General features: G+C 41.5%; 16 protein-coding genes, 12 tRNA genes and 2 rRNA genes. 23 read left to right on the plus strand and 7 right to left on the minus strand.

The window, feature by feature from the left end:
* Positions 1–58: 58 nt before the first annotated feature.
* Positions 59–259, minus strand: coding sequence for a cold-shock protein (locus tag ACQQ2I_RS07745; protein WP_391372190.1), 201 nt, complete (start codon positions 257–259; stop codon positions 59–61).
* A 188-nt stretch (positions 260–447) separates the two neighbouring features.
* Between ACQQ2I_RS07745 and ACQQ2I_RS07750 the strand changes: the two genes are divergently transcribed.
* From ACQQ2I_RS07750 to ACQQ2I_RS07820, 15 genes are all read left to right on the plus strand, one after another.
* The gene (locus ACQQ2I_RS07750) at positions 448–2,121 is read left to right on the plus strand and encodes a formate--tetrahydrofolate ligase (RefSeq protein WP_431029968.1); all 1,674 of its coding nucleotides are present in this window, start codon (positions 448–450) and stop codon (positions 2,119–2,121) included.
* Between the two features lie 477 nt (positions 2,122–2,598).
* Positions 2,599–4,153, plus strand: a 16S ribosomal RNA gene (locus tag ACQQ2I_RS07755).
* Between the two features lie 303 nt (positions 4,154–4,456).
* A 23S ribosomal RNA gene (locus tag ACQQ2I_RS07760) occupies positions 4,457–7,384 on the plus strand.
* Together the 16S and 23S rRNA genes with 12 tRNA genes alongside form the textbook arrangement of a ribosomal RNA operon.
* 88 nt (positions 7,385–7,472) lie before the next feature.
* Positions 7,473–7,548 (plus strand) — tRNA-Val (locus tag ACQQ2I_RS07765).
* A gap of 13 nt (positions 7,549–7,561) precedes the next feature.
* Positions 7,562–7,645: transfer RNA gene (locus tag ACQQ2I_RS07770), tRNA-Tyr, on the plus strand.
* A 16-nt stretch (positions 7,646–7,661) separates the two neighbouring features.
* Positions 7,662–7,736, plus strand: a tRNA-Gln gene (locus ACQQ2I_RS07775).
* A gap of 5 nt (positions 7,737–7,741) precedes the next feature.
* Positions 7,742–7,817, plus strand: a tRNA-Lys gene (locus ACQQ2I_RS07780).
* A gap of 38 nt (positions 7,818–7,855) precedes the next feature.
* A tRNA-Gly gene (locus ACQQ2I_RS07785) sits at positions 7,856–7,930 on the plus strand.
* Positions 7,931–7,936: 6 nt separating this feature from the next.
* A tRNA-Leu gene (locus ACQQ2I_RS07790) sits at positions 7,937–8,025 on the plus strand.
* 49 nt (positions 8,026–8,074) lie between these two features.
* A tRNA-Ala gene (locus tag ACQQ2I_RS07795) sits at positions 8,075–8,150 on the plus strand.
* A 19-nt stretch (positions 8,151–8,169) separates the two neighbouring features.
* Positions 8,170–8,243: transfer RNA gene (locus ACQQ2I_RS07800), tRNA-Met, on the plus strand.
* Positions 8,244–8,255: 12 nt separating this feature from the next.
* Positions 8,256–8,331 (plus strand) — tRNA-Asp (locus tag ACQQ2I_RS07805).
* Between the two features lie 7 nt (positions 8,332–8,338).
* A tRNA-Phe gene (locus tag ACQQ2I_RS07810) sits at positions 8,339–8,414 on the plus strand.
* A 10-nt stretch (positions 8,415–8,424) separates the two neighbouring features.
* Positions 8,425–8,499: transfer RNA gene (locus ACQQ2I_RS07815), tRNA-Asn, on the plus strand.
* A 1-nt stretch (position 8,500) separates the two neighbouring features.
* Positions 8,501–8,572 (plus strand) — tRNA-Glu (locus ACQQ2I_RS07820).
* 370 nt (positions 8,573–8,942) lie between these two features.
* On the opposite strand, the gene ACQQ2I_RS07825 is transcribed toward ACQQ2I_RS07820, so the two are convergent.
* Positions 8,943–10,631: a methyl-accepting chemotaxis protein gene (locus ACQQ2I_RS07825; protein ID WP_431029969.1), complete on the minus strand. Its 1,689-nt coding sequence runs from the start codon at positions 10,629–10,631 to the stop codon at positions 8,943–8,945.
* A gap of 152 nt (positions 10,632–10,783) precedes the next feature.
* On the opposite strand from ACQQ2I_RS07825, the gene ACQQ2I_RS07830 reads away from it, so the two are divergent.
* The 4 genes from ACQQ2I_RS07830 to ACQQ2I_RS07845 all read left to right on the plus strand — a co-directional run bounded on the left by ACQQ2I_RS07830 (position 10,784) and on the right by ACQQ2I_RS07845 (position 16,303).
* The gene (locus ACQQ2I_RS07830; protein ID WP_431029970.1) at positions 10,784–11,413 is read left to right on the plus strand and encodes an HD domain-containing protein; all 630 of its coding nucleotides are present in this window, start codon (positions 10,784–10,786) and stop codon (positions 11,411–11,413) included.
* Complete coding sequence (locus ACQQ2I_RS07835; RefSeq protein WP_431029971.1) at positions 11,410–13,296, plus strand: ABC-F family ATP-binding cassette domain-containing protein; 1,887 nt, start codon at positions 11,410–11,412, stop codon at positions 13,294–13,296. The genes ACQQ2I_RS07830 and ACQQ2I_RS07835 overlap by 4 nt, the downstream gene beginning before the upstream one ends.
* A gap of 12 nt (positions 13,297–13,308) precedes the next feature.
* Positions 13,309–14,430, plus strand: coding sequence for a conserved virulence factor C family protein (locus ACQQ2I_RS07840; protein WP_431029972.1), 1,122 nt, complete (start codon positions 13,309–13,311; stop codon positions 14,428–14,430).
* Positions 14,431–14,620: 190 nt separating this feature from the next.
* Positions 14,621–16,303: a methyl-accepting chemotaxis protein gene (locus ACQQ2I_RS07845; RefSeq protein ID WP_431029973.1), complete on the plus strand. Its 1,683-nt coding sequence runs from the start codon at positions 14,621–14,623 to the stop codon at positions 16,301–16,303.
* A gap of 94 nt (positions 16,304–16,397) precedes the next feature.
* On the opposite strand, the gene ACQQ2I_RS07850 is transcribed toward ACQQ2I_RS07845, so the two are convergent.
* Positions 16,398–17,243, minus strand: coding sequence for a DegV family protein (locus ACQQ2I_RS07850; RefSeq protein ID WP_431029974.1), 846 nt, complete (start codon positions 17,241–17,243; stop codon positions 16,398–16,400).
* Positions 17,244–17,892: 649 nt separating this feature from the next.
* On the opposite strand from ACQQ2I_RS07850, the gene ACQQ2I_RS07855 reads away from it, so the two are divergent.
* Both ACQQ2I_RS07855 and ACQQ2I_RS07860 read left to right on the plus strand, forming a co-directional pair.
* Positions 17,893–18,420 carry a sigma-70 family RNA polymerase sigma factor gene (locus tag ACQQ2I_RS07855; RefSeq protein WP_431029975.1) on the plus strand — a complete coding sequence of 176 codons (528 nt, stop codon included), beginning with the start codon at positions 17,893–17,895 and terminating at the stop codon, positions 18,418–18,420.
* A complete protein-coding gene (locus ACQQ2I_RS07860; protein ID WP_431029976.1) occupies positions 18,413–19,936 on the plus strand; it encodes a hypothetical protein in 1,524 nt (507 codons plus the stop codon). Before ACQQ2I_RS07855 ends, ACQQ2I_RS07860 begins: the two co-directional genes overlap by 8 nt.
* A 49-nt stretch (positions 19,937–19,985) precedes the next feature.
* Here ACQQ2I_RS07860 and ACQQ2I_RS07865 read toward each other — a convergent pair whose 3' ends face one another.
* The 3 genes from ACQQ2I_RS07865 to ACQQ2I_RS07875 all read right to left on the minus strand — a co-directional run bounded on the left by ACQQ2I_RS07865 (position 19,986) and on the right by ACQQ2I_RS07875 (position 22,974).
* On the minus strand, positions 19,986–21,416 hold the full coding sequence (locus ACQQ2I_RS07865; protein WP_431029977.1) for a bifunctional metallophosphatase/5'-nucleotidase: 1,431 nt from the start codon (positions 21,414–21,416) through the stop codon (positions 19,986–19,988).
* 125 nt (positions 21,417–21,541) lie between these two features.
* A complete protein-coding gene (locus ACQQ2I_RS07870; protein ID WP_431029978.1) occupies positions 21,542–22,282 on the minus strand; it encodes a hypothetical protein in 741 nt (246 codons plus the stop codon).
* Positions 22,270–22,974 (minus strand): ABC transporter ATP-binding protein, encoded by a 705-nt coding sequence (locus tag ACQQ2I_RS07875; protein ID WP_431029979.1) that lies wholly within the window; start codon positions 22,972–22,974, stop codon positions 22,270–22,272. The genes ACQQ2I_RS07870 and ACQQ2I_RS07875 overlap by 13 nt, the downstream gene beginning before the upstream one ends.
* Positions 22,975–23,127: 153 nt before the next feature.
* Between ACQQ2I_RS07875 and ACQQ2I_RS07880 the strand changes: the two genes are divergently transcribed.
* Together ACQQ2I_RS07880 and ACQQ2I_RS07885 are read left to right on the plus strand one after the other, a co-directional pair.
* The gene (locus ACQQ2I_RS07880) at positions 23,128–23,766 is read left to right on the plus strand and encodes a DUF2975 domain-containing protein (protein WP_431029980.1); all 639 of its coding nucleotides are present in this window, start codon (positions 23,128–23,130) and stop codon (positions 23,764–23,766) included.
* Positions 23,767–23,777: 11 nt separating this feature from the next.
* On the plus strand, positions 23,778–23,990 hold the full coding sequence (locus tag ACQQ2I_RS07885) for a helix-turn-helix domain-containing protein (RefSeq protein ID WP_391370304.1): 213 nt from the start codon (positions 23,778–23,780) through the stop codon (positions 23,988–23,990).
* Between the two features lie 259 nt (positions 23,991–24,249).
* Here ACQQ2I_RS07885 and ACQQ2I_RS07890 read toward each other — a convergent pair whose 3' ends face one another.
* Positions 24,250–25,152 carry a DMT family transporter gene (locus ACQQ2I_RS07890; protein ID WP_431029981.1) on the minus strand — a complete coding sequence of 301 codons (903 nt, stop codon included), beginning with the start codon at positions 25,150–25,152 and terminating at the stop codon, positions 24,250–24,252.
* Between the last annotated feature and the right edge of the window lie 49 nt (positions 25,153–25,201).

Here is a 25,201-nt window from a genome sequence, read left to right on the forward strand (position 1 = left end):
TGAAAGGGATAATCATAAATGTTATTACAAAAAAACACCGGTATAAGCCGGTGTAACATTACTCTTTAAATACATTTGAAGCTTGTGGTCCACGATTTCCTTCAATTATATCAAAGGAAACAGGTTGTCCTTCCTCTAATGTACGGAATCCTTCTCCACGAATACCAGTGAAGTGTACGAAAACGTCTTCACCATTATTGCACTCAATAAACCCGTAGCCTTTTTCGTTATTAAACCACTTTACTTTCCCTTGGTGCATGAGCGTTCTCCTCCCATACTTACAGATATAATTGTTGTTATCGCAAAATTAAGACAATTACCTTTAAAATATACAGGAACATTTAAAAACTGTCAACAAATTGGCTATATTTTAATCATTTAGAGCGCTTGCAATCGTCGGATATTGTATATAATAAAGTTTGATCACACTTGAAAGTAGGGGGCAACATGACAATCACAAAGCCACTAACAGATTTAGAAATCGCTAATGATGCAACAATGCAAGTAATTACGAACATTGCCGAAAAGGTAAATATTCCAGAAGATGCATTAGAGCAATATGGTCGCTACAAAGCGAAAGTAGATCCAGCTAAAATCCCTGGCGAAGCAACAGATAAAGTTGTTCTTGTTACAGCAATCAATCCGACGCCAGCGGGAGAAGGGAAATCAACTGTTACAGTAGGGTTAGCGGATGCATTAAGTCAGCTAAATGAAAATGTCATTGTAGCACTTCGTGAACCGTCACTTGGTCCTGTGATGGGGGTTAAGGGTGGTGCTACAGGTGGTGGATACGCACAAGTATTGCCGATGGAAGATATCAACTTACATTTTACCGGCGATTTCCACGCTATTTCGACAGCAAACAATGCATTATCTGCTCTTATCGACAATCATATCCATCAAGGGAACGCTTTAAACATCGACCCACGTCGTATTTTGTGGAAACGTGTAGTGGATTTAAATGACCGTGCATTACGCAAAGTGGTTGTTGGATTAGGTGGTGCAGTACAAGGTGTGCCACGAGAAGATGGTTTTGATATTACAGTAGCGTCTGAAATTATGGCGGTATTTTGCTTAGCAACAAGCTTAGAAGATTTAAAAATCCGTTTATCGAATATTGTCATTGGCTACACGTATGACCGTGAGCCTATATTTGTACGTCAATTAGGTGTAGAAGGCGCATTAACATTATTACTAAAAGACGCATTTAAGCCGAACTTAGTCCAAACGATTGAAGGCACACCAGCACTCATTCACGGGGGACCTTTTGCGAATATCGCGCATGGCTGTAACTCGATTGTAGCGACACAAACGGCACGTAAATTAGCGGATATTGTCATTACAGAGGCTGGTTTTGGTGCAGATTTAGGTGCTGAGAAATTCTTAAATATTAAAGCACGTCAAGGTGGCTTTAAACCAGCTGCGGTAGTCATTGTAGCGACTATTCGCGCGTTAAAAATGCACGGTGGGGTAGCAAAAGATGCATTAGCTACAGAAAATGTAGCAGCGTTAAAACAAGGTATGTCCAACTTAGCGAAGCATGTGGAGACTGTACGTGCCTTTGGTGTCGAGCCAGTTGTCGCATTAAACCGTTTTATTACAGATACAGAGGCGGAAATTGATACTGTATTAACGTGGGCTAAAAATGAAGGCATTCGTATCGCCCGTACAAATGTATGGGAAGAGGGTGGAAAAGGCGGCATTGAGCTTGCGAAAGAAGTGTTAGACGTATTAGCTGAGCCAAACGATTTCCATCATTTATATGAGTTACAAGAGTCGATTGAAGAAAAAGTAACGAAAATTGTGCAAACAGTGTATGGTGGAGCAGGTGTACAATTTACCGATGCAGCGAAAAAGCAAATCGCGCAAATTGAGAAGTTTGGTTGGGATGTATTGCCTGTATGTATGGCAAAAACACAATACTCGTTATCAGATCAAGCAAGCTTACTAGGGCGTCCTGAAAACTTTACAGTTACGATTCGTGAAGTCATTCCAAAGTTAGGTGCGGGCTTCTTAGTGTGCTTAACAGGGGATATTATGACGATGCCAGGGTTGCCGAAACAACCAGCAGCGCTTCGAATGGATGTAGATGCTGAAGGGAATGCGGTAGGTTTATTTTAAGGGAAGAGCGCGGGGAGAAAATTACCCGCGTTTTTTCTATTTCTAAAGAGATAGAGGTTAAACGGGTCCTACTATATATTATAGTAGGAACTCTTTTGGGTTCACTAATAGAGAATGTAACATAGAATTAAATCGATTATGTTTATTGTATGAAAGAGATAAATTTCTTTATTTAAATGCTGGTGTTTTTAAATAGATGCCAATATAATGGGATGTATGTTTTATAAAGTAGCAAGCTATTATTCCTTGAGACTAGGTATTTTTTATATAGTGAAATAAAAAAGAAAATTATTTTATAAAAACTATTGACGGATTTTAAAAGAGGTTGTAATATATTAAATGTCGCTACGGTGACTGAAACGAAATGAACTTTGAAAACTGAACAAGCAAAACGTTAACAATAAATGTTTCTAAATAAGAAACAAAATTTTGGACATCAAACATGATGCCAGCAAATTTGAGCTTACTCAAATTCTTTTTATGGAGAGTTTGATCCTGGCTCAGGACGAACGCTGGCGGCGTGCCTAATACATGCAAGTCGAGCGGACTTTCATTTGATGCTTGCATCAGATGAAAGTTAGCGGCGGACGGGTGAGTAACACGTGGGCAACCTGCCCTGTAGTTTGGGATAACTCCGGGAAACCGGGGCTAATACCGAATAATACTTTCTAATACATGTTAGAAAGTTGAAAGATGGTTCTGCTATCGCTACAGGATGGGCCCGCGGCGCATTAGCTAGTTGGTGAGGTAACGGCTCACCAAGGCGACGATGCGTAGCCGACCTGAGAGGGTGATCGGCCACACTGGGACTGAGACACGGCCCAGACTCCTACGGGAGGCAGCAGTAGGGAATCTTCCACAATGGGCGAAAGCCTGATGGAGCAACGCCGCGTGAGTGAAGAAGGATTTCGGTTCGTAAAACTCTGTTGTAAGGGAAGAACAAGTACAGTAGTAACTGGCTGTACCTTGACGGTACCTTATTAGAAAGCCACGGCTAACTACGTGCCAGCAGCCGCGGTAATACGTAGGTGGCAAGCGTTGTCCGGAATTATTGGGCGTAAAGCGCGCGCAGGCGGTCCTTTAAGTCTGATGTGAAAGCCCACGGCTCAACCGTGGAGGGTCATTGGAAACTGGGGGACTTGAGTGCAGAAGAGGAAAGTGGAATTCCAAGTGTAGCGGTGAAATGCGTAGAGATTTGGAGGAACACCAGTGGCGAAGGCGACTTTCTGGTCTGTAACTGACGCTGAGGCGCGAAAGCGTGGGGAGCAAACAGGATTAGATACCCTGGTAGTCCACGCCGTAAACGATGAGTGCTAAGTGTTAGGGGGTTTCCGCCCCTTAGTGCTGCAGCTAACGCATTAAGCACTCCGCCTGGGGAGTACGGTCGCAAGACTGAAACTCAAAGGAATTGACGGGGGCCCGCACAAGCGGTGGAGCATGTGGTTTAATTCGAAGCAACGCGAAGAACCTTACCAGGTCTTGACATCCCATTGACCACTATGGAGACATAGTTTTCCCTTCGGGGACAACGGTGACAGGTGGTGCATGGTTGTCGTCAGCTCGTGTCGTGAGATGTTGGGTTAAGTCCCGCAACGAGCGCAACCCTTGATCTTAGTTGCCATCATTCAGTTGGGCACTCTAAGGTGACTGCCGGTGACAAACCGGAGGAAGGTGGGGATGACGTCAAATCATCATGCCCCTTATGACCTGGGCTACACACGTGCTACAATGGACGGTACAAACGGTTGCCAACCCGCGAGGGGGAGCTAATCCGATAAAACCGTTCTCAGTTCGGATTGTAGGCTGCAACTCGCCTACATGAAGCCGGAATCGCTAGTAATCGCGGATCAGCATGCCGCGGTGAATACGTTCCCGGGCCTTGTACACACCGCCCGTCACACCACGAGAGTTTGTAACACCCGAAGTCGGTGAGGTAACCTTTTGGAGCCAGCCGCCGAAGGTGGGATAGATGATTGGGGTGAAGTCGTAACAAGGTAGCCGTATCGGAAGGTGCGGCTGGATCACCTCCTTTCTAAGGATATTTTCGGAATACTGACATGGTCAGTAGTTAACGTTTTGCGTTCAGTTTTGAAAGTTTATGACTTTCTAAATACCTTGCTCCTAACGCTTGCGCTATCGTCGCAAAGCTGCATGTAGCAAATACACTGATGTATATCACGATGTGATAGAAGTCAGTAGCTTTGTTCTTTGAAAACTGGATAAAACGACATTGAAAGCAAACACAAATTTCTATTTTAAATAGATAAGAGTCAAAACAAGTCAAGTAACATTGACGTGTCAACTTAAAATCTTGAACGTTGTTCAAGTATAACTTGGTTAAGTTATTAAGGGCGCACGGTGGATGCCTTGGCACTAGGAGTCGATGAAGGACGGCACTAACACCGATATGCCTCGGGGAGCTGTAAGTAAGCTTTGATCCGGGGATTTCCGAATGGGGGAACCCACTACGTTTAATGGCGTAGTACCTTTACGTGAATTCATAGCGTACTGGAGACAGACCCAGGGAACTGAAACATCTAAGTACCTGGAGGAAGAGAAAGAAAATTCGATTCCCTGAGTAGCGGCGAGCGAAACGGGAAGAGCCCAAACCAAGAGGCTTGCCTCTTGGGGTTGTAGGACACTCTATACGGAGTTACAAAGGCATGTATTAGGCGAAGCGACTTGGAAAGGTCCGCCAGAGCAGGTAATAGCCCTGTAGTCGAAAGTACATGCCCTCCAGAGTGGATCCTGAGTACGGCGGAACACGTGAAATTCCGTCGGAATCCGGGAGGACCATCTCCCAAGGCTAAATACTACCTAGTGACCGATAGTGAACCAGTACCGTGAGGGAAAGGTGAAAAGCACCCCGGGAGGGGAGTGAAAGAGAACCTGAAACCGTGTGCCTACAAGTAGTTAGAGCCCGTTAATGGGTGATAGCGTGCCTTTTGTAGAATGAACCGGCGAGTTACGATTACGTGCGAGGTTAAGTTGTGAAGACGGAGCCGCAGCGAAAGCGAGTCTGAATAGGGCGATGTAGTACGTGGTCGTAGACCCGAAACCAGGTGATCTACCCATGTCCAGGGTGAAGGTGAGGTAACACTCACTGGAGGCCCGAACCCACGCACGTTGAAAAGTGCGGGGATGAGGTGTGGGTAGCGGAGAAATTCCAATCGAACTTGGAGATAGCTGGTTCTCTCCGAAATAGCTTTAGGGCTAGCCTCGTGATGAGAATACCGGAGGTAGAGCACTGTTTGGACTAGGGGGGCATCTCGCTTTACCGAATTCAGACAAACTCCGAATGCCGGATATTTATGCACGGGAGTCAGACTGCGAGTGATAAGATCCGTAGTCAAAAGGGAAACAGCCCAGACCACCAGCTAAGGTCCCAAAGTAATCGTTAAGTGGAAAAGGATGTGGCGTTGCTTAGACAACCAGGATGTTGGCTTAGAAGCAGCCATCATTTAAAGAGTGCGTAATAGCTCACTGGTCGAGTGACGCTGCGCCGAAAATGTATCGGGGCTAAACGATTCACCGAAGCTGTGGACTCACACCATTGGTGTGAGTGGTAGGAGAGCGTTCTAACTGCGCTGAAGTCAGACCGGAAGGACTGGTGGAGCGGTTAGAAGTGAGAATGCCGGTATGAGTAGCGAAAGACAGGTGAGAATCCTGTCCACCGTATGACTAAGGTTTCCTGAGGAAGGCTCGTCCGCTCAGGGTTAGTCGGGACCTAAGCCGAGGCCGACAGGCGTAGGCGATGGACAACAGGTTGATATTCCTGTACTACCTCCCCACCGTTTGAGAAATGGGGGGACGCAGAAGGGTAGGGTAAGCAGAGCGTTGGTTGTCTCTGTTCAAGCAGTAAGGTGTGTACGTAGGCAAATCCGCGTACTAATACATTGAGCTGTGATGACGAGTCCGTATGGACGAAGTTCCTGATCTCACGCTGCCAAGAAAAGCCTCTATCGAGGTGGGAGGTACCCGTACCGCAAACCGACACAGGTAGTCGAGGAGAGAATCCTAAGGTGTGCGAGAGAACTCTCGTTAAGGAACTCGGCAAAATGACCCCGTAACTTCGGGAGAAGGGGTGCTCTGGTAGGGTGAAAGCCCGAGAGAGCCGCAGTGAATAGGCCCAGGCGACTGTTTAGCAAAAACACAGGTCTCTGCAAAACCGTAAGGTGACGTATAGGGGCTGACGCCTGCCCGGTGCTGGAAGGTTAAGAGGAGTGGTTAGCGCAAGCGAAGCTATGAATTGAAGCCCCAGTAAACGGCGGCCGTAACTATAACGGTCCTAAGGTAGCGAAATTCCTTGTCGGGTAAGTTCCGACCCGCACGAAAGGCGTAACGATCTGGGCACTGTCTCAACGAGAGACTCGGTGAAATTATAGTACCTGTGAAGATGCAGGTTACCCGCGACAGGACGGAAAGACCCCGTGGAGCTTTACTGTAGCTTGATATTGAAATTTGGTGCAACTTGTACAGGATAGGTAGGAGCCAGAGAAACCGGAGCGCTAGCGTCGGTGGAGGCGTCGGTGGGATACTACCCTGGTTGTACTGAATTTCTAACCCATGCCCCTTAGCGGGGTAGGAGACAGTGTCAGGCGGACAGTTTGACTGGGGCGGTCGCCTCCTAAAAGGTAACGGAGGCGCCCAAAGGTTCCCTCAGAATGGTTGGAAATCATTCGTAGAGTGTAAAGGCACAAGGGAGCTTGACTGCGAGACCTACAAGTCGAGCAGGGTCGAAAGACGGGCTTAGTGATCCGGTGGTTCCGCATGGAAGGGCCATCGCTCAACGGATAAAAGCTACCCCGGGGATAACAGGCTTATCTCCCCCAAGAGTCCACATCGACGGGGAGGTTTGGCACCTCGATGTCGGCTCATCGCATCCTGGGGCTGTAGTCGGTCCCAAGGGTTGGGCTGTTCGCCCATTAAAGCGGTACGCGAGCTGGGTTCAGAACGTCGTGAGACAGTTCGGTCCCTATCCGTCGTGGGCGTAGGAAATTTGAGAGGAGCTGTCCTTAGTACGAGAGGACCGGGATGGACATACCGCTGGTGTACCAGTTGTCGTGCCAACGGCATCGCTGGGTAGCTATGTATGGACGGGATAAGTGCTGAAAGCATCTAAGCATGAAGCCCCCCTCAAGATGAGATTTCCCATTACGCAAGTAAGTAAGACCCCTGAAAGACGATCAGGTAGATAGGTTCGAGGTGGAAGTGTGGCGACATATGGAGCTGACGAATACTAATTGGTCGAGGACTTAACCACATTTTGTGAATTGCACAATGCACCGTTTATCCAGTTTTGAAAGAATAAAATGTATACATATTTTATTCGTGACAATTTTTAATTATATGGAGGATTAGCTCAGCTGGGAGAGCACCTGCCTTACAAGCAGGGGGTCGGCGGTTCGAGCCCGTCATCCTCCACCATATATCATTATTCGGAGGGGTAGCGAAGTGGCTAAACGCGGCGGACTGTAAATCCGCTCCTTCGGGTTCGGCGGTTCGAATCCGTCCCCCTCCACCATCTTTACTAAAATAAATGGGGTATAGCCAAGCGGTAAGGCAACGGATTTTGATTCCGTCATGCCTAGGTTCGAATCCTAGTACCCCAGCCATTTCCGAGCCATTAGCTCAGTCGGTAGAGCATCTGACTTTTAATCAGAGGGTCGAAGGTTCGAGTCCTTCATGGCTCACCATTTAAATTAAGCATTATATACATATTTAAGCACATATTGCGGAAGTAGTTCAGTGGTAGAACACCACCTTGCCAAGGTGGGGGTCGCGGGTTCGAACCCCGTCTTCCGTTCCAAAATGTGCCGGGGTGGCGGAACTGGCAGACGCACAGGACTTAAAATCCTGCGGTAGGTGACTACCGTACCGGTTCGATTCCGGTCCTCGGCACCAATTTAGTTTTTATAATTGAGTAAACTAAAATACTACTTTTTATTTATTTGGGGCCTTAGCTCAGCTGGGAGAGCGCCTGCCTTGCACGCAGGAGGTCAGCGGTTCGATCCCGCTAGGCTCCACCAAATATTATTTAAACATTTTGGCGGCGTAGCTCAGCTGGCTAGAGCGTACGGTTCATACCCGTAAGGTCGGGGGTTCGATCCCCTCTGCCGCCATTACATATAAATGGTCCCGTGGTGTAGCGGTTAACATGCCTGCCTGTCACGCAGGAGATCGCCGGTTCGATCCCGGTCGGGACCGCCATTTTTATGGGTCAGTAGCTCAGTTGGTAGAGCATTAGATTGAAGCTCTAAGTGTCGGCGGTTCGATTCCGTCCTGACCCACCATATATATTATTCCGAAGTAGCTCAGTGGTAGAGCAACCGGCTGTTAACCGGTTGGTCGTAGGTTCGAGTCCTACCTTCGGAGCCATGGCCCGTTGGTCAAGTGGTTAAGACACCGCCCTTTCACGGCGGTAACACGGGTTCGAATCCCGTACGGGTCATCTTAATAAGTATCAATAAAATAAGCATAGAAAATGGTACATTTTCTATGCTTATTTTATTTTTCTCCACAAGTAATGATGATCTATATCTCTTCATTCTAAAATAGCAGGGTATTTTAACGTATGGTGAGAGATTGTAGCAAATCATGATTTCCTATGTAGAGAGCAGGTAGGCGAAGGATATAACCAACGCTTATGGGAAGAGTTAGAGTAGATAATATATCTTCTAATCCGCTAGGAAATAATAAAAGCTAAATGATGCGATTGTAAAAGCTATAAAATAGAACCATTATAATGTGAAAGGGCTGTCCTATTAGCTTGTGCTAATAAAACAACCCTTTTTTGAATACGCTGGATTTCTCTTTTAGTATTACAACTTAAATTGCTGAACAACGGATTGTAAGTGATTGGCTGTTTCATTTAATTGATAAGCATTTTGTGCTGCGGTTTCCATTGAACTTGTTACTTCTTCAATAGTTGCAGCTGTTTGTTGTGAGCTTGCAGCAGATTGTTCAGACACGGCAGCAATATTTTCAATCGCACTATCAATTTGGTTCGTGTTATTTGCGATATGCTGTAAGTTTTCTGTAACCGTTCGAATATTTGAGACCATTTCTAAAACAGCGACAGAAATATTACGATATGTTTCACTAGAAATATGGGTATGTTGAGACCCTTTTTTCACTTCATCATAACCTTCTAGTAAAGAGTGGGTTACAATTTGAGTTTCATTTTGAATAGCGTGTACTATTGCAGAAATGTTCGACACAGAATGGCTTACTTGTTCAGCTAATTTCCGTACTTCATCGGCTACAACAGCAAACCCTTTCCCTTGTTCACCGGCACGTGCAGCTTCTATGGCGGCATTCAATGCTAATAGATTCGTCTGGTCTGCAATTTCCGTAATAACTTGTACGAGTTGTGTAATTTCACGTGTCTGGCTATTTAATCCTTCAACACGTTCAACAGCTTGTTTTACAATCCCATCAATTTTTTGCATTTGCTGTTCGGTGTCATTCATTAAATTTTGTCCGTCATTTGTCATGGTTTGTACATTTTCTGAATGACTTAGTACTTTTAAGCTATTTTGATTCGCACTATCTACATTGTGTGAAAAACCTTGCATCGTTGTCCGTAAATCATTTGCGGATGTAGCTTGAACATCCGTACCGTTTGCAATTTGTTCGACTGCAGCTGCTGTTTGCATCATAGCACTTGTTATTTCAGAGGCAGAGATGTTTAAGTTCTTACTGCTTTCAGTAACAGCTGTTGCACCTTCTTGCACTTTTATAATGATTTGTTGTAATTGCGCATTCATTTTGTTTGTAGAAATCGTCAAACGCGCTAATTCATCATTTGTCGTGACGTCTAAAGGGGGATGGTTAAGTTCACCATTTGCAATGCTTTCCATTCGATTTGTTAAATGAGCAATCGGTTTAGAGATTAAGCGTGAAAGATACAGTGCAAGTATAATAGCTATAATGGTCATCGCATAAGAAATGATCAGTAGGACAGTTTTGGTTGAACTCGTATCTTTTGATACAGAATGGCCTTTTTCTTCAATCTCCAAAGCTTTTGATTGTGCAAATAGTTGATATTCATTACGAATTGTAGTCCCTTGCTTATCAAGTGTAGCTAATAATGAAGTAGCATTCGTTATATCTCCTTGCTCGAAAAGTAAAAAAAGTTCTTCTTGGATGGTTGTGCTCCATTTCTTTTCCTCGGTAACGATTTGTTGAACTGCTTGGACGCTAGTGTATTGCTCGATTTCCTTTTGAATAGTAGAAGCTTGATCAGCATGGCTATTAAATGTTTTTTTGTAAGTTGGGTCACCCGTGAAAATATAGTTTCTCGCTGCAGCTAAGCGAGAGTCAATAGATTGTGATAATTGGTATCCTATAGACAGTATTTTCATGTCATCAGTAATAATTTTTTGTGTATTTTCCATAAATTTTTCATTTTGAAAATAACTATAAGAGCTGTATATCCATGTACATAGTAAGAAAATAAGAAAACTTAAAAGAATTTTCATTTTAATAGATTTTGCATTTCTAATCATTGAAATCCCCCTCTCATTCTTTCTCCATTTGAGTAGATAACATGGTAAAATACATATCATTGAATGATAATTCCATTATAACATGTATTTTTTGGAATATTTTCATTTTTATTCATAAACAGTAAATTCAACAAAAAGGTGGTCGCAGTAAAATGGATAATATTTTAAAGTGCATGACATTAGTTAAAAGTATTTATGAAAAAATGGATGCGAGTCATGATTTTCAACATATTGAGCGTGTGTATAAAAATGCAGAGATGATTCTTACGACAGAGCCTAGTGCAAATGGTGAATTAGTGCGTTTAGCCGTGCTGTTACATGATGTCAGCGATGCGAAATATACGGAAACGAAAGAAGCCGAAGAGCGAATTTTAAATGAACTCGATTTAACAGAAGAGCAACGTGTTGATATTCGGGATATTATTGCTTCCGTATCATTTAACGGTGGCAATGAATTAGAGGCAAAAACAATTGAGGCAAAGATTGTGCGTGATGCGGACCGTTTAGATGCAATCGGTGCTATTGGGATTGCACGAACATTTGCATATGGTGGAGCAAAAGGGCGCAAGCTGTACGACGATGCAGAAGAAGCTCGTACAAATATGTCTGTTGAAGAGTATCGTACGAAATCGACAGCATCTGTTACACATTTTTATGAGAAGCTACTATTATTGAAAGACTTAATGGTCACAGCAAAAGGGAAGCAAATGGCTGAAGAGCGCCATGCATTTATGGTATCCTTTTTAGAGCAGTTAAAAAATGAAAGAGACGGGATTGTATGAGTCATTTAATTGTTAATCATTTAACGAAAACAGTAGGCGATAAAACGCTATTTAAAAATATTGAATTTACGATTACAGAAGGGGACCGTGCGGGGTTAATCGGAATTAATGGGACAGGTAAATCGACGTTATTATCGATTTTAGCAGGTGTGCAAGATGCCGATTCGATGACACTCGATCATCCGAATAAATATCGAATTGCCTATTTAGAACAGGATCCGGTGTTTAAAGCGGGAGAGACGGTACTGCAGGCGGTATTTAGTGGGGATGCACCGACACTTCAATTAAACCGAGAATACGAGGAAGCGGTCGTTGCGCTTAGTCAAAACCCACAATCAGAAAGCTTGCAAAATAAGCTATTCACTTTACAACAAAAAATGGATGCTGAACAAGCATGGGATGTCAATGCTTTAGCAAAACAGGCACTAACTAAGTTAGGGATTGATATGTTCGATTCAGAGGTAATTAAATTATCCGGTGGGCAACAAAAACGAGTTGCTTTAGCGAAGGTATTAATTGAGCCCGCAGACTTGTATTTATTGGACGAGCCCACGAACCATTTAGACATTGAGTCAACGGAATGGTTACAAGAAATGGTGTCTCGTCTAAAAGGTGCGGTTATTTTCATTACCCACGACCGTTACTTTTTAGATGAGATCGCGACACATATTTATGAGCTTGCAGACCAAACATTGTATCGTCATATAGGAAATTATGCAGACTATTTAGAAGCACGTGCTATTCGGGAGGAAATGAATGCAGCAACACAAGCGAAACTGCAGAATCGTTATCGTTCCGAGTTAAAATGGATTCGTCGTGGTGCAAAAGCACGTACAACGAAACAAAAAGCACGTATTCAACGCTTTGAAGAGTTGGATAAATCAATCGATCGTTCCAATGATGATGCGAATTTAGAAATGGCACTTGCTACAACACGCTTAGGGCGCAAAGTGTTAGAAGCTGAAAACATTTCAAAGGCGTTTGGCGAGCGTGTTATTTTAAAAGATTTTAGCTTCCTTTTACAGCAAGGGGACCGTATTGGGATTATTGGTGCAAACGGATATGGAAAATCCACGCTGCTAAATATTTTAGCGGGTGAGCTAGAACCAGATGTAGGTGAAGTATTCGTTGGGTCTACAGTAAAACGGTTACACTTCAAACAGGTGCTCCCTAAAATGAATGAAAACGAGCGCATGATTGAATACATCCGCGAGGCATCGAATGATATTACCGATGCAGAGGGCGTACGCTATTCAGCAGCACAAATGCTAGAGCGCTTTTTATTCCCGCTACATACACATGGTACACCTATTAGCAAATTATCAGGCGGTGAACGCAAACGCCTTCATTTACTTCGTCTGTTAATGGAGCAGCCGAACGTACTACTCCTAGACGAGCCAACAAACGATTTAGATATTGAAACACTCGGTGTATTAGAAGACTTTATCGAGCATTTCCCAGGTGTTGTGATAACGATTTCCCACGACCGTTTCTTCCTAGATCGTATTGCGAAAAAGCTATGGATTTTAGACGGGAAAGGCCATGTTGAAGAAAGCCTCGATGTTTACACAGACTATTTAATGAAAAAAGCGGAGCAAGACAAGTTTGAAGTAAAAGAAATGAAGCAAGAAAAACCGAAGCAAGAAAAGCCAAAACAAGAGAAGAAAAAGTTAAGCTTTAAAGAGCAAAAAGAATGGGAAACGATTGCGGATACAATCGCCAATGTAGAAGAAGAAATTATGCAAACGGAAGAAGGCATTTCTACAGCAGGCGCGGACTTTACGAAATTGCAAGAACTAACAGCAAAACTGGATGAATTAAACGCTCGTTATGAATATTTAATTGAACGTTGGAGCTACTTAGAAGAAATCGTCAACGGATAAGGAGAGAGCAAGATGAAAATTATCACGATTGAACCAACACCAAGTCCTAATTCCATGAAAATTGTCATTGATCAAGATTTACCTTTTGGCAAAAGCTATAACTATACAAAAGAAACAAGCGCAGAGGCACCTGCCGAAATCCAAGCTATTTTTCAAGTAGAAGGTGTAAAAGGTGTTTACCATGTTTCTAATTTCCTAGCCGTCGAACGAAATGCAAAATTTGCATGGGAACAGATTTTATCGGGTATACGTGTAGCGTTAGGGGAGACCGATGTAAATACTGAAACAGGTGCAACAGTAAACGATCATTTTGGTGAAGTATACGTACATGTCCAAGTATATAAAGGGATTCCGCTTCAAATTAAAGTGTTTGATAATGAGTCAGAAAGCCGTATTTCAACAGGCGAGCGTTTTACAGAAGCGTTTCATGCGATCAATGTAAAACCAGCAGATGAAAACTATATTTATCAACGTAAATGGATAGATTACGGTGTTCGCTATGGGGAAAAAGAAGACATTGCACAAGCGGTTTTACAGGAAGTAAATGCGACTTATCCAGAAGAGCGTGTAAAATCGATTGTGGAAGCGACGAACACAAGCCAAAAAGTACAATCACAAGAAAAACAACAAGTGACGGTAGAGTTATTTACATCACAGGCTGATTGGCAACAGCGTTTCCAGTTGTTGGACCAAATGTCAGACCCAGAGGTGGAAGATATCCCGTTATTAACGCTCGCTTTAGAGGACGAGCAAATGGCGATTCGCCGCTTAGCTACCGTATATCTTGGAATGATTGAAGATGTAGCGGTAGTTCCAGCTTTGACGAAAGCACTACAAGATAAAAGTGCAGCCGTTCGCCGTACAGCAGGTGATTGTATGAGTGATCTTGGTTTAGAAGAGTTTGAACCAGCAATGATCGAAGCATTACAAGATAAAAATAAATTAGTTCGTTGGCGTGCAGCGATGTATTTATACGAAAGTGGAACGGAAGCTTGTTTACCAGCGCTACAGGAAGCGGAAAATGATGCGGAGTTTGAAGTGAAATTACAAGTGAAAATGGCTATTGCTCGTATCCAGCAAGGCGAGGAAGCAAAAGGTTCTGTTTGGAAGCAAATGACGGATGCGCGGTTATAAGTTTTTCATGATGAGATGAATATAGACAGCTTAGAGTGTAGACAAAATGAAATGAGATTTTGTCTGCACTCTTTCATTTTGACGATTGTATAATTTGTTGTGAATTAAGTGTTCTTAAGTCATTTACATTTCCCTTATGGGGGACTTTCGTTTATAATTTAAGTAAAAACTTCCATATGAGGTATTTACTATGTCAATTAGGAAAAAGTTGATTTTCGCATTTAGCGGAATAATGGTCGTTGTTATGCTCGTTTCAATCGTAAATTTAATACAAATCCAGCGGGTCAATTCGAATTATGAAAACATTATCGATGAACAGCAATCCATGCTATTGCTAGCGAATGAGATGAAGACAAATTTTAGCACCCAGGGAATGCTAGTCCGACAGTTTGCGCTGTCTGGTGATTTAAGTGTGCTTAATGAGCTGGATGATGCACGAGCTGAAATGGTAGAACATTTGGGACGCATCTCATCCATTCAACATCCAGAATTGACAGAAGCCGTTACAAAAATTGTCGAACAAGAACAGCAATTTAATGAAGCGGTTGATAAAACGATAGAACAAACAAAGAAATTTCAAGATGATGATGCCAAGATGACCATTAATAATGAGGTTCGCCCACCAAATCAAAACCTTTCCAATAATATTAATAAGGTTATTGTTTATTATGAAGAGCAATTTGCATCATTTAGTAGTGCTGCAAAACGTGATGCTAAAATGGCTATTGTTATGACAATTATATTAGTGTCATTCAGTGTAATCATCTCATTCGTTATTGCCTTTATTATGAGTAAAGTGATTAGCACACCGATTCAAAAATTAAAAAGTGCAGTGCTAACGATTGCAGCAGGTGATTTAACAAAAGAAGATGTACAAGTAAAAACATCTGATGAAACAAGGGAATTGGCAGATGCATTTAATCAAATGAAACAATCGCTTACAATGATGATTAAAACGGTAAATAAAAATACAACTAAGTTAGGAGATTCAAGTGAACATCTTGCTCAAAATACAGATCAAGCATTGCAATTCATTGAGCAAACTGGGGAGATTACAGCTATTTTAGCTACGAATGCGAAAACATCTGCTGGTAGTGCTAATACAAGTGCGAACGCCATGAATGAAACTGCTCAAGCGATTCAGCAAATGGCAGAATCAACGGCAAAAATTCATACGAATACGCAGCAGATGAAAACTCTTGCTGACCACGGGATTCAATTCATTCATGCCATTGAAAAGCAAATAGCTGACATTTCATCATCGACAAATATTACCGAAACATTGATTGAACGATTACTTGCACAATCAAATGAAATCCAACAAATGACAAAGCTTATTACGGATATTACCGATCAAACGAATTTACTCGCATTAAATGCCGCTATTGAAGCGGCACGTGCTGGTGAGCATGGGAAAGGTTTTGCCGTTGTAGCAGATGAAGTGCGTAAACTGGCAGAACAATCAAAAGCATCAGCCGACAAAATTCATCAGCTGACAAATGATATTCAACATGAAACGAATCAAGTAGCTACATCCGTAGGAAACAGTGTACAAGCGGTAAATGCAGGGGTTACGACAGTCAAACAAGCTGGCGAAACGTTTGTGCAAATGGAGCATGCTATTCATGCCATCGTGACAGAAACGGAAGAAGCGACATTATTTGTAGAAGAAATGTCAGCATCAGTGGAAGAAATTGCTAATTCTGTCTCGGAAATTGCTAGCCAGTCCGATGATTCAGCGATGCATGCAGCAAAAGTAGCAGCAACAATTGAACAGCAGGTAGGCATTATACAAGAGATTAATGCTGTATCACAGCAGTTAACAACAGAATCGGATTATTTAGAATCGGTACTTGCTAAATTTAAAGTATAAGAAAAGAGGATGTTTGGAAAGTTTCGCTTTTCAAACATCCTCTTATATTTATTAAATGATTGCTTTGCTCGTTACATGAAGATGTTGTTTTTTGTTATTCTTTAGTAAAGAAAATCGCAATCGTGCCTAAACCGACATGTGAACCGATCACTGCACCGATTGTTGTGACATCAATGGACTTTGGCTGTAATCGTTCTTCAATTACTCGTTTGACATCTGCTAGCAGTTGTTCATCGTTACTATGAGATAAGCCAACGACTTTATTTGAAAAATCGCCACCACGCTCTGCCATCAAGTCAATCATACGATTAATCGCTTTTTTATGACCCCGTATTTTTTCTAATGGAATGAGCTTTCCGTCTTCTACATTTAAAATCGGTTTAATGCTCAGTAAGCCACCAACAAATGCGCTCGTTTTAGATACACGCCCACCTTTTGCAAGATAGTCTAAATCGGCTACTGTAAATAAATGTTCAACCGAATGGGTATACGTAGAAATACTTGTCACGATTTCATCGAACGATTTTTCGGCGTCCCGTAGTCTAACCGCTTCTTTCACAACAAAGCCGTGCCCTAGCGAAGCACATTTCGTATCGATAATCGCTAATTTTAAGTTTGGATATGTTTCTAATAACTCATTTCGTACCATCATCGCTGTTTGACATGTACCTGATAATTGTGAAGAAAAGGCAATGTAAATGGCTTCTTCATTGTTTTGAGCGATTTGTTCAAATGCCTTGTAAAACACTTCGGGAGACACTTGTGATGTTTTAGGCTGTGCACCAGCCGCAATGGCTTTATAAATTTCTGCAGGTTCGATTCCGTATACATCATCATATTCTTGTCCATTTAGATGGACACGTAACGGAAATAGTGTGACGTTTTGTTCTTCATAAAAGCTTTTTGGTAGGTCACATCCGCTATCAGTGAAAATTTTCAAATCCATCGCCTCCTATATGTATACTATTCATTGTAAAAAATATAAACGAGATGTCAATTTACATTTGTCATTTGTGCTTGAAATTATGCCTTTCTATCTATATGAAATAATGTAATCAAGTAGAATTGAATAATAGTAAAAATAATTAAGCGTGTTGATTTACCTTTTATTGTTAAATAGAACAGTAGAATACGTTGATTTCCGCTACGGCTGACTCGCTTTCCGCAGGCATGGCTTCAACTAATTTCTTTCGGCTATTGCCGAAAGAAATGGATTTTCCGCTCGGGGCAACATGATGTTGCTCACAAAGGCGTTGCCACAGGACGTGGCGACTTTAGCCTTTGATCTTTCTCCTGCTGGAGTCGAGTCTCCTCCGCTACAAGCAACGAGTAAGCGCTTTTTATCAATCATTCCACTAAAAAATCACGCTAATTACCTACCGATATTTTTATCCCGCATTAACGGGCATTAAGACTCCCACCTCAAGGCTTAAGAAAAATCGAGAAGCAAAGGTGGGAGATCAACTGCCCGTAAAAGCCCGATTGGTTAAGGGCAACAGGAAGTTTCACTTTATAATCAACACATCTGAAAAATAATGAAACTATTCGTCTAAACATCCCGTCTAAGCGGTGAGAAAAGAGGTGAGGGTATGCTTTCAAATCGAGAAATGAATGATGTCATGGATACATACAGCGGGTACTTATTACAGATTAGTTATATGTACGTCAAAAATTGGGCGACAGCGGAAGATTTAGTACAAGAGAGCTTTATTAAATACTTCAAAGCGGCCAATCAGTTTCGAGAAGAAGCATCGATTAAAACATATTTAACGCGTATTACGATTAATACATGCCATGACTATTTACGTAGCTGGAAAAATAAAAAGCAAATTTTTTCGAGAGCTTTATTAAAGCGACTGCCAGACAATAAAAAAGGGATTGAAGAGAGGATTATTGCCTCCATTGAACAAACCGAACTGACAAAGCATGTGTTGCAATTACCTGTTATGTATAGGGAAGTCATACTACTGTTTTATTATGAAGAATTTACGACAGCGGTCATGGCGGAGCTTTTAGAAGTGTCGGAAAATACGGTCAAAACAAGGCTGAGGCGAGCGCGCGGCATGTTAAAGAAACGACTAGACGATACAGAGTGGGAGGTACTTTCACATGAATAAGTTTAAAGGCGAGCAACGGCAAATCTTTGGACAGTTACGCTTATCAGACGAGCGAAAAGAGAGGGTGATACAAGCCGTGCCGAAAAAGCGACGAAATTGGGTGCCATCAGTCATTGTTGCAAGCATTGCCGTGATTTGCTTATTTTTTGCGATCAACGGATTCCAGTCGAATGATGATTTTACAAAGGCGAGTGCTATTGAAGCATACGAAACCTTTTTAAAGGAACAGCGCAATGATATGGAAGTGGATATCGAACATGTTGAGCTCCCATTTGAACGAAATAATGATGCGATCATTATCGGGATTTATGAGCAAGAGGTGGGGGACGTTTATTATATTCAACATATGACGTTTGAAAATGGACAATGGACATTTGGCTTAGCAGGTGGTGTTAGTCCCCCTTCAACAGGGGAAGTAGATGAGGCGTACTCGGTGAGGATTAATTATGAGGATTATATGCAAGACAGTGACGTTATGTTTGCTGGTATTTTAGCAGATGATGTAGAATCGATAGTCGTCGGAGATCAGGAAGTGAAAACGTATACTATTGATGGCGACCATGTATGGGTGACGTTGGCAAACTCCCGGGGAACACCTGTTTATACTGTAAAGGATGGCGAGAAAAAGCGTATTACGCAGTATTCCCATAGAGAAGTGGCAATGGAGCCACCGATGCCAAGGGTTTATGAGCTCGTAGGTGATGACTATACCCTCCGTTATACGAAAGATACGATGCATGTATATGGTGAAGAATATACGGAGTTTGATATTATCATCGATCCAGATTATTACACAAAAAATCCGATAAACTATCCAGATGTTGTGCTAGTTGAAGGCGCAGATGGCCCGGAAGTTGTTCGGATTCAAGCAACAAATGATATGAGTTCTCAAGAGGTTTCAATTAAGGTACAGGAAAGTTCGATAATAATTAATGATATGGGGATTCTCGAACCGTATGGCTGGGCTAGAGCCAAAGGGAATATAGACTATAAAGTTCATGGATCGATTGATTACGGTGTCATGGGGGAAGATGAACTATTCGTCTATCCAGATAATTGGCTCAGTGAGGGGGTGCGCGGGTATATTCAGAAAGATCAAATTTTAGGCAAAGTACTGGGCTATTCGATTGCTAGTGTCGATGAGCAGTGGTCAGCTGCAGAAGTAGAAGTGTATAAAAAGGTGAAACAAGAAGGAGCGGCGATTTTAGCAGACGCTTCCCCGCAAGAAGTAGCGAGAATTCAACTATATGCATTACTACAGGAAGATTATCAAACCGCTCATTTATTAACGGAAGGCATTTCGTATGAGCATATGGTGAATTATTTTAATGAAATCAAGGATCAATATTTACATCCGTTTATTCGTTATTACGCATATATGATAAGAAAATCGACGTTCGATGAAGAGCGTAACCGATTAATCGTAAAAAGTAATACGAGTGACGAGGCGTTATTTACTTGGGAAATGGCGCGTAATGACGGCTGGAAAGTGAAGTTTAAATCGATGGCATTTTAGATGATTTTTACAATAACGCGGAGAAGGCTATTCTTCTCGGCGTTATTTTTTAGTAAGTGACTTGAAATGTACCGTGTGTATAAAGTGGAAGCGGTGAATGCTGTTTGACGAAGTTTCTAGTGATTTCAGGAACGATTTCCGTTGTTTCAAATAGAACGGTTTTTTCGCGAAACATTGGAAATTCGGCTCCGGTCGCGCGGTAGCTATTCATCGCGACTTTAAATGTCATGTCTCGTGTGACCTGTTGCCCTTTATACGCAAACTTCGTTACACGCTCCCCGACAGGTTTAGTAATCGAAAGCTCATAGTCAAGCCCTCCCCAAAAATCGTACACATATGGCTGAATCGTATTTGGATAGACATTTAAGCTAAAGTCGATTTCGTCGTGTGCATTTACCGCAAAAACAGCCGCGCATTGCTCGAGTGCCTCTTTAATATCAGCCCCCGTTAACTGCAATACTTTTAACGTATTCGAACGTGAATAATTTTTTAGTATATCTTCGTTCGTAATAGCCCCAGTAAAGCCTCCTGTTTCTTGATAAAATAATTCGACGACAGAAAGATCAGCGCCCGTTGTAGAAAGCTGGATTTCATGTAGTAAATCCACGTAAGGAATGTTATGTAATTGTGATGAAAGGTACCCTTCATATGTAAAATCTTCTTCGGTATAGCCGATTGTTTCGGAGAGCCAGTTACGGATAGGTGCTGGATAGGATGCTGATAGATCTTCTACATAGTGTAACTGTACTTGATGTTGATGCCCCTCGATGTCATAGTGAATCATCCCGAAACAGTGCCCGTTAGCTCCTGGTTGCAGCACAGGAATCCCATTTACAATAGTGTGGATTTCTAAATGTTGATGGCCGGTAATCAGTACATCAACCCCGGGGATCGTAAGCATTTGGTTGGCCTCATTTTCCCCCGTCTCCGCTGCGTATAACCAATTCGTTTCCGGGTCACGTGTAAAGCCACCATGATAGCTCAGTATGACGATATCAGCCTGCTCCATTTCTTTTACATAATGAACCCAGTAACGTGCCGCTGAATACGCGTTTGAAAATGTGAGTTCCTGTGTATAGTGCTGCTCATCCCAAAGTGGAGTAAAATGTGTAACAACGCCAACGATGGCCACTTTTTTCCCTTTTACATATTTTAATATATAAGGTTTTGCAAAGTCCCCAATATTGCCTGCAATCCAAGAGAAGTGACATTGATTGCGCATCTCCTGAATAGAGCTAATCGGATAATTAAATTCATGATTGCCAAAGATGGCTACGTCATAGCCGAGTTTATTCGCAAGTGCCAGCATTGGGTGAGGGGTTGGTTGAATCCAGTCATAATAATAGGTCGTTAAGCTTCCGATTAAGAAGTCCCCATTATCAATAAGAATGTCTGGTTGAATATGTTCGATTTCTTTTGCTATCTGTTCAAAACGGTCTAAGCGACCATGTACATCACTTGTCACACAAATAGTAATCACGATAAATACTCCTAGCTTTTTTTACTATCGTATCATGGGAGGGGGATTTAACATAGTGGTGATTGAGTTTGTTGAAAATGCACGGAACTGCAGGAATGTTATGTAGTTCCGTGCGCGAACGTATATTAAACAGCTATTTCTTTATGTTTTGTGTAGAAGCGTAATCCAACTAAACAAATGAAAATGTAGAGCGTAAGTAACCCCGCATGCTGGAAAAAGGATTGTGATTCAGAAATCGTTAAAAGATTGAGTGGAATAAAATCTTTTATATATAGATTTTGACTGAAAATACTCGATACAATGGCTAAACCAACTGTAGTAAATAGCACGCCGATGACGCCAAAACGCAAGCTAATAACCGCTGTTAAAGAAATAAACATAGTGCCACATAATATAACGACAGCTACATGCTGAAGTATTGTGGACCAAGTGTCTCCGTTTAACGCAAAAGAAAGGTGAGTGGGTTGTAACAATTCGTAAATGCCGATCATTGTGGCGATTGTACAAATGATAATGAGTGTAAAGCTAAATGTGACAACAGCCACTTTGGCGAAAATATACGTCCATTTGTCACGTGTGGATAATACATAACAAGTCATATAGCGCTGATCAGTTTCTTTGCCGAATGTCTGCCAACATAATAGGGCAAGGATCACCGCGACTAAACCGACTTGATGGGCTAAAATAATTATAGAGGTCATGATTTCATCATAAGTAACGTTTTCTGAACCTTCAATTCGTACAATAGCCCCTTCATTACATAACTGATAGCTGAGAAAAGCCATAATCCCATTGAAAATAAACCAAGCTAAATAAAAATATGGTTGTAAAAATTGCTTCCTTAGTTCTACTTTTATTTCACGCATTGTGCCACCTCATTTTCTTCAAATAATGCTTTTAAATTAACATTTGGTCCATTCGGGATATCGTGTAAAACTTTTCCATCATGTAAGAAAAGGATTCGTTCTGTTATAGTTTCTATTTCAGCTAACTGATGGCTAGATAGCAAAATCGTAATGCCTTGTGCAGCTAATTGTTGAAGAAGTTGCTGTAAATCGCGAATGCCAATCGGATCTAAGCCAACAAAAGGCTCATCTAGCATAAGAAAGCGCGGGTTCCCAATCAGCGCTGCAGCTAATCCGAGCCGCTGTTTCATGCCCAATGAATAATGCTTTACTTTTTTACCTCCACCTTGTGCCAGTCCACATGTCACAAGTAATGCTTGCAGGTCAGTTGTGTGATCATTTTTTAGACAAGCAATTTGTTTTAAAAATTCAATACCTGTTACATGTAACGGAATAGAAGGCTCCAATAAAATACCTACTTGATTGTATAAATGTCCCCATTCAGTAAACGGTTCATGGTGTAATAAAGATACTTTTCCTTCTGTTGCTTTATAAAGCCCTGCAATCACCTTCATACATGTACTTTTTCCAGCGCCATTTGCTCCTAGTAGTCCGACAATTTCACCTGAGTGTAATGAAAAAGAAATACCTTGTAATACTTGTTTCCCTCTGAAATGTTTCGACATATTTTCGATTGAAAGTATGTTTTCCACTTAAACTCCCCCTTTGTATTTAAGTTATCCGGATACTGCTACTATAAAATGGTTTTTAAATTAAATCAATAACTTTTTAACGATAAACATTAAATAATTATTGAAAAAAATTAAATTAAAGGGTATCCTATGAGTAGGAAGGGGAGAGATGAAATGGAACAAAGTATTAAGAAAAAGGAATTTCAAGCGGTTATAAAAGGATTACATGTTTTATTTACTTTTTTATTTGTGATGCTCTGTTTATCGATGGTCGTGTTTATTGGATTAAGTATTGTAGTAGGGGTTATACCTACGGAAGGTGTTATGAATGTGATGGAGAAGGGGCAACTGTCTGCTACGCTTCATATTTCTGGGCTAGAAATAGCCTTGAATCAGTCTGCTGTTCAAAACTTCGTGTACGATAAATCGACTGTATTATGGATATTCATTCTATGTTTATTTAACATAACGATGGTAACTTTTATCGTGTTTTTAGTAAAAAATATGTTAAAAGGCATCATAAAGGGTGAGGTATTTTCTGTAGCTAATAGTAAACGAATGGCGTATATCGGGTATATGATTGTGGTATTAAGTTTAACCATTCATTCGATGCAAGCGTATGTCATTTATGCGATTAGTACATTATTTCAATTGCAATTGCAGTTCGAACAAACAGCTTGGATTGAATCGGTGAACTATCAAATTTTCGGTATTCACTGGAGTATGCTATTATGTGGTTTAGTAGTTTGGACGATTGGCCGAATCTTTAAATATGGCTCATTTTTACAAGAAGAATATGATGCCACAGTATAGGAAGTGAACGTATGACCATCATTATTCGATTAGACCGCATGCTTGCGGATAGAAAAATGCAACTAAGTGAACTGGCAGAAAAAGTAGACGTTTCAATCGTCAACTTATCAAACTTAAAAACAGGAAAAGTAAAAGCTGTCCGTTTTTCCACGCTTAATGCCATTTGTAAGGCACTAAACTGTCAGCCGGGTGATATTTTAGAGTATGTTGAAGAGGACGAATAAAGGATAATAGGGAAGAACATTGCTATATTTTGTGGCAATGCTCTTTTTATTTATAATAATTGAACGAGGGAAGTTCCGAACGAGCAAAACAGATAGCTAAGCGGGCAAAACGAAGAAGCTTGCGGTCATAAAAAAATTAAACGGGCAAAACAATTAGCTGAACGAGCAAAAGCAATAGCTATCCGGGCAAAACGAAGAAAATTACTCAAACAAAAAAGCATGCCCTAGATAATAAGACATGCCCTAAGATGACTAGCGATTATGTTTGCTGATCTACTACAACGACCTTTTGTTGCGGTTGGTATATTGTATACAAAATAGCACCGAAAATTAGTAAAATACCAAACACTTGTAGTAATGTTGGACGGAATGATAAAAGTACGACGTCCAGTAAAATCGCGACAACCGGGTCAACGAATACGAGTACTGACACGACAATCGTTGAAAGATTGCGGATGCTATCAAAGAATAGGTAATACACAAAACCGGTATGAATTAAGCCCGTTCCTAAAATGTAGAGCCAGTTTGATGTTGTTAGCCCATCAAATAGCGTGAAGTCACAAAATGGCGCTAACATAAAAATACCAACAATCGTTTGGATAAATGTTAGGGCATAAGAGGATAAGCCAGTAATCGTTTTACTCGTAAACATCGTTAAAGCATAAAAAACGGCCGAAAGAAGTGCCCACACAAACCCAGAGCCAAAAAAGCTATCAAGTGATGTGAAATTGTTGATGCCAATGATGAAAATACTACCGATAAAGCATACAACCGTTGCACAAATAGCCCCAATTGTCATTCTCTCAGCAAGTAATACAGCCCCTAATATTAAGACAAAAATAGGCGCTAAATTATAGATTGATATAGCAATCGAAATGGACATCTCTTCGAAAGCCTTAAATAAAAATACCCAATTCAACACGATAAAAATGCCACAAAGAAGCGTTTTACTTACTTCTTTTTTCGCCCATTTTTCTGTTTTATGTCCACCGGTAGCAAGCCACATGCCGCCTAGGAAAAGTGTGGCACAAATACACCGTATAAAGACAAGTTCAACAGCAGGAATGCCTGTATGTATCGTGAAAAAGCCGATAGAGCCGAAAATAGCCATCGAAATCGTTAATTTAATCATTGCTGCGATATTCAAAATTGTTCCCCCCATGTATATTAATATAACAAATTCACGTAAAGAGAAACATAGGCTTTTGGTA

The organism is Lysinibacillus sp. LZ02 (assembly GCF_050613145.1).
GTDB lineage: Bacteria > Bacillota > Bacilli > Bacillales_A > Planococcaceae > Lysinibacillus_B.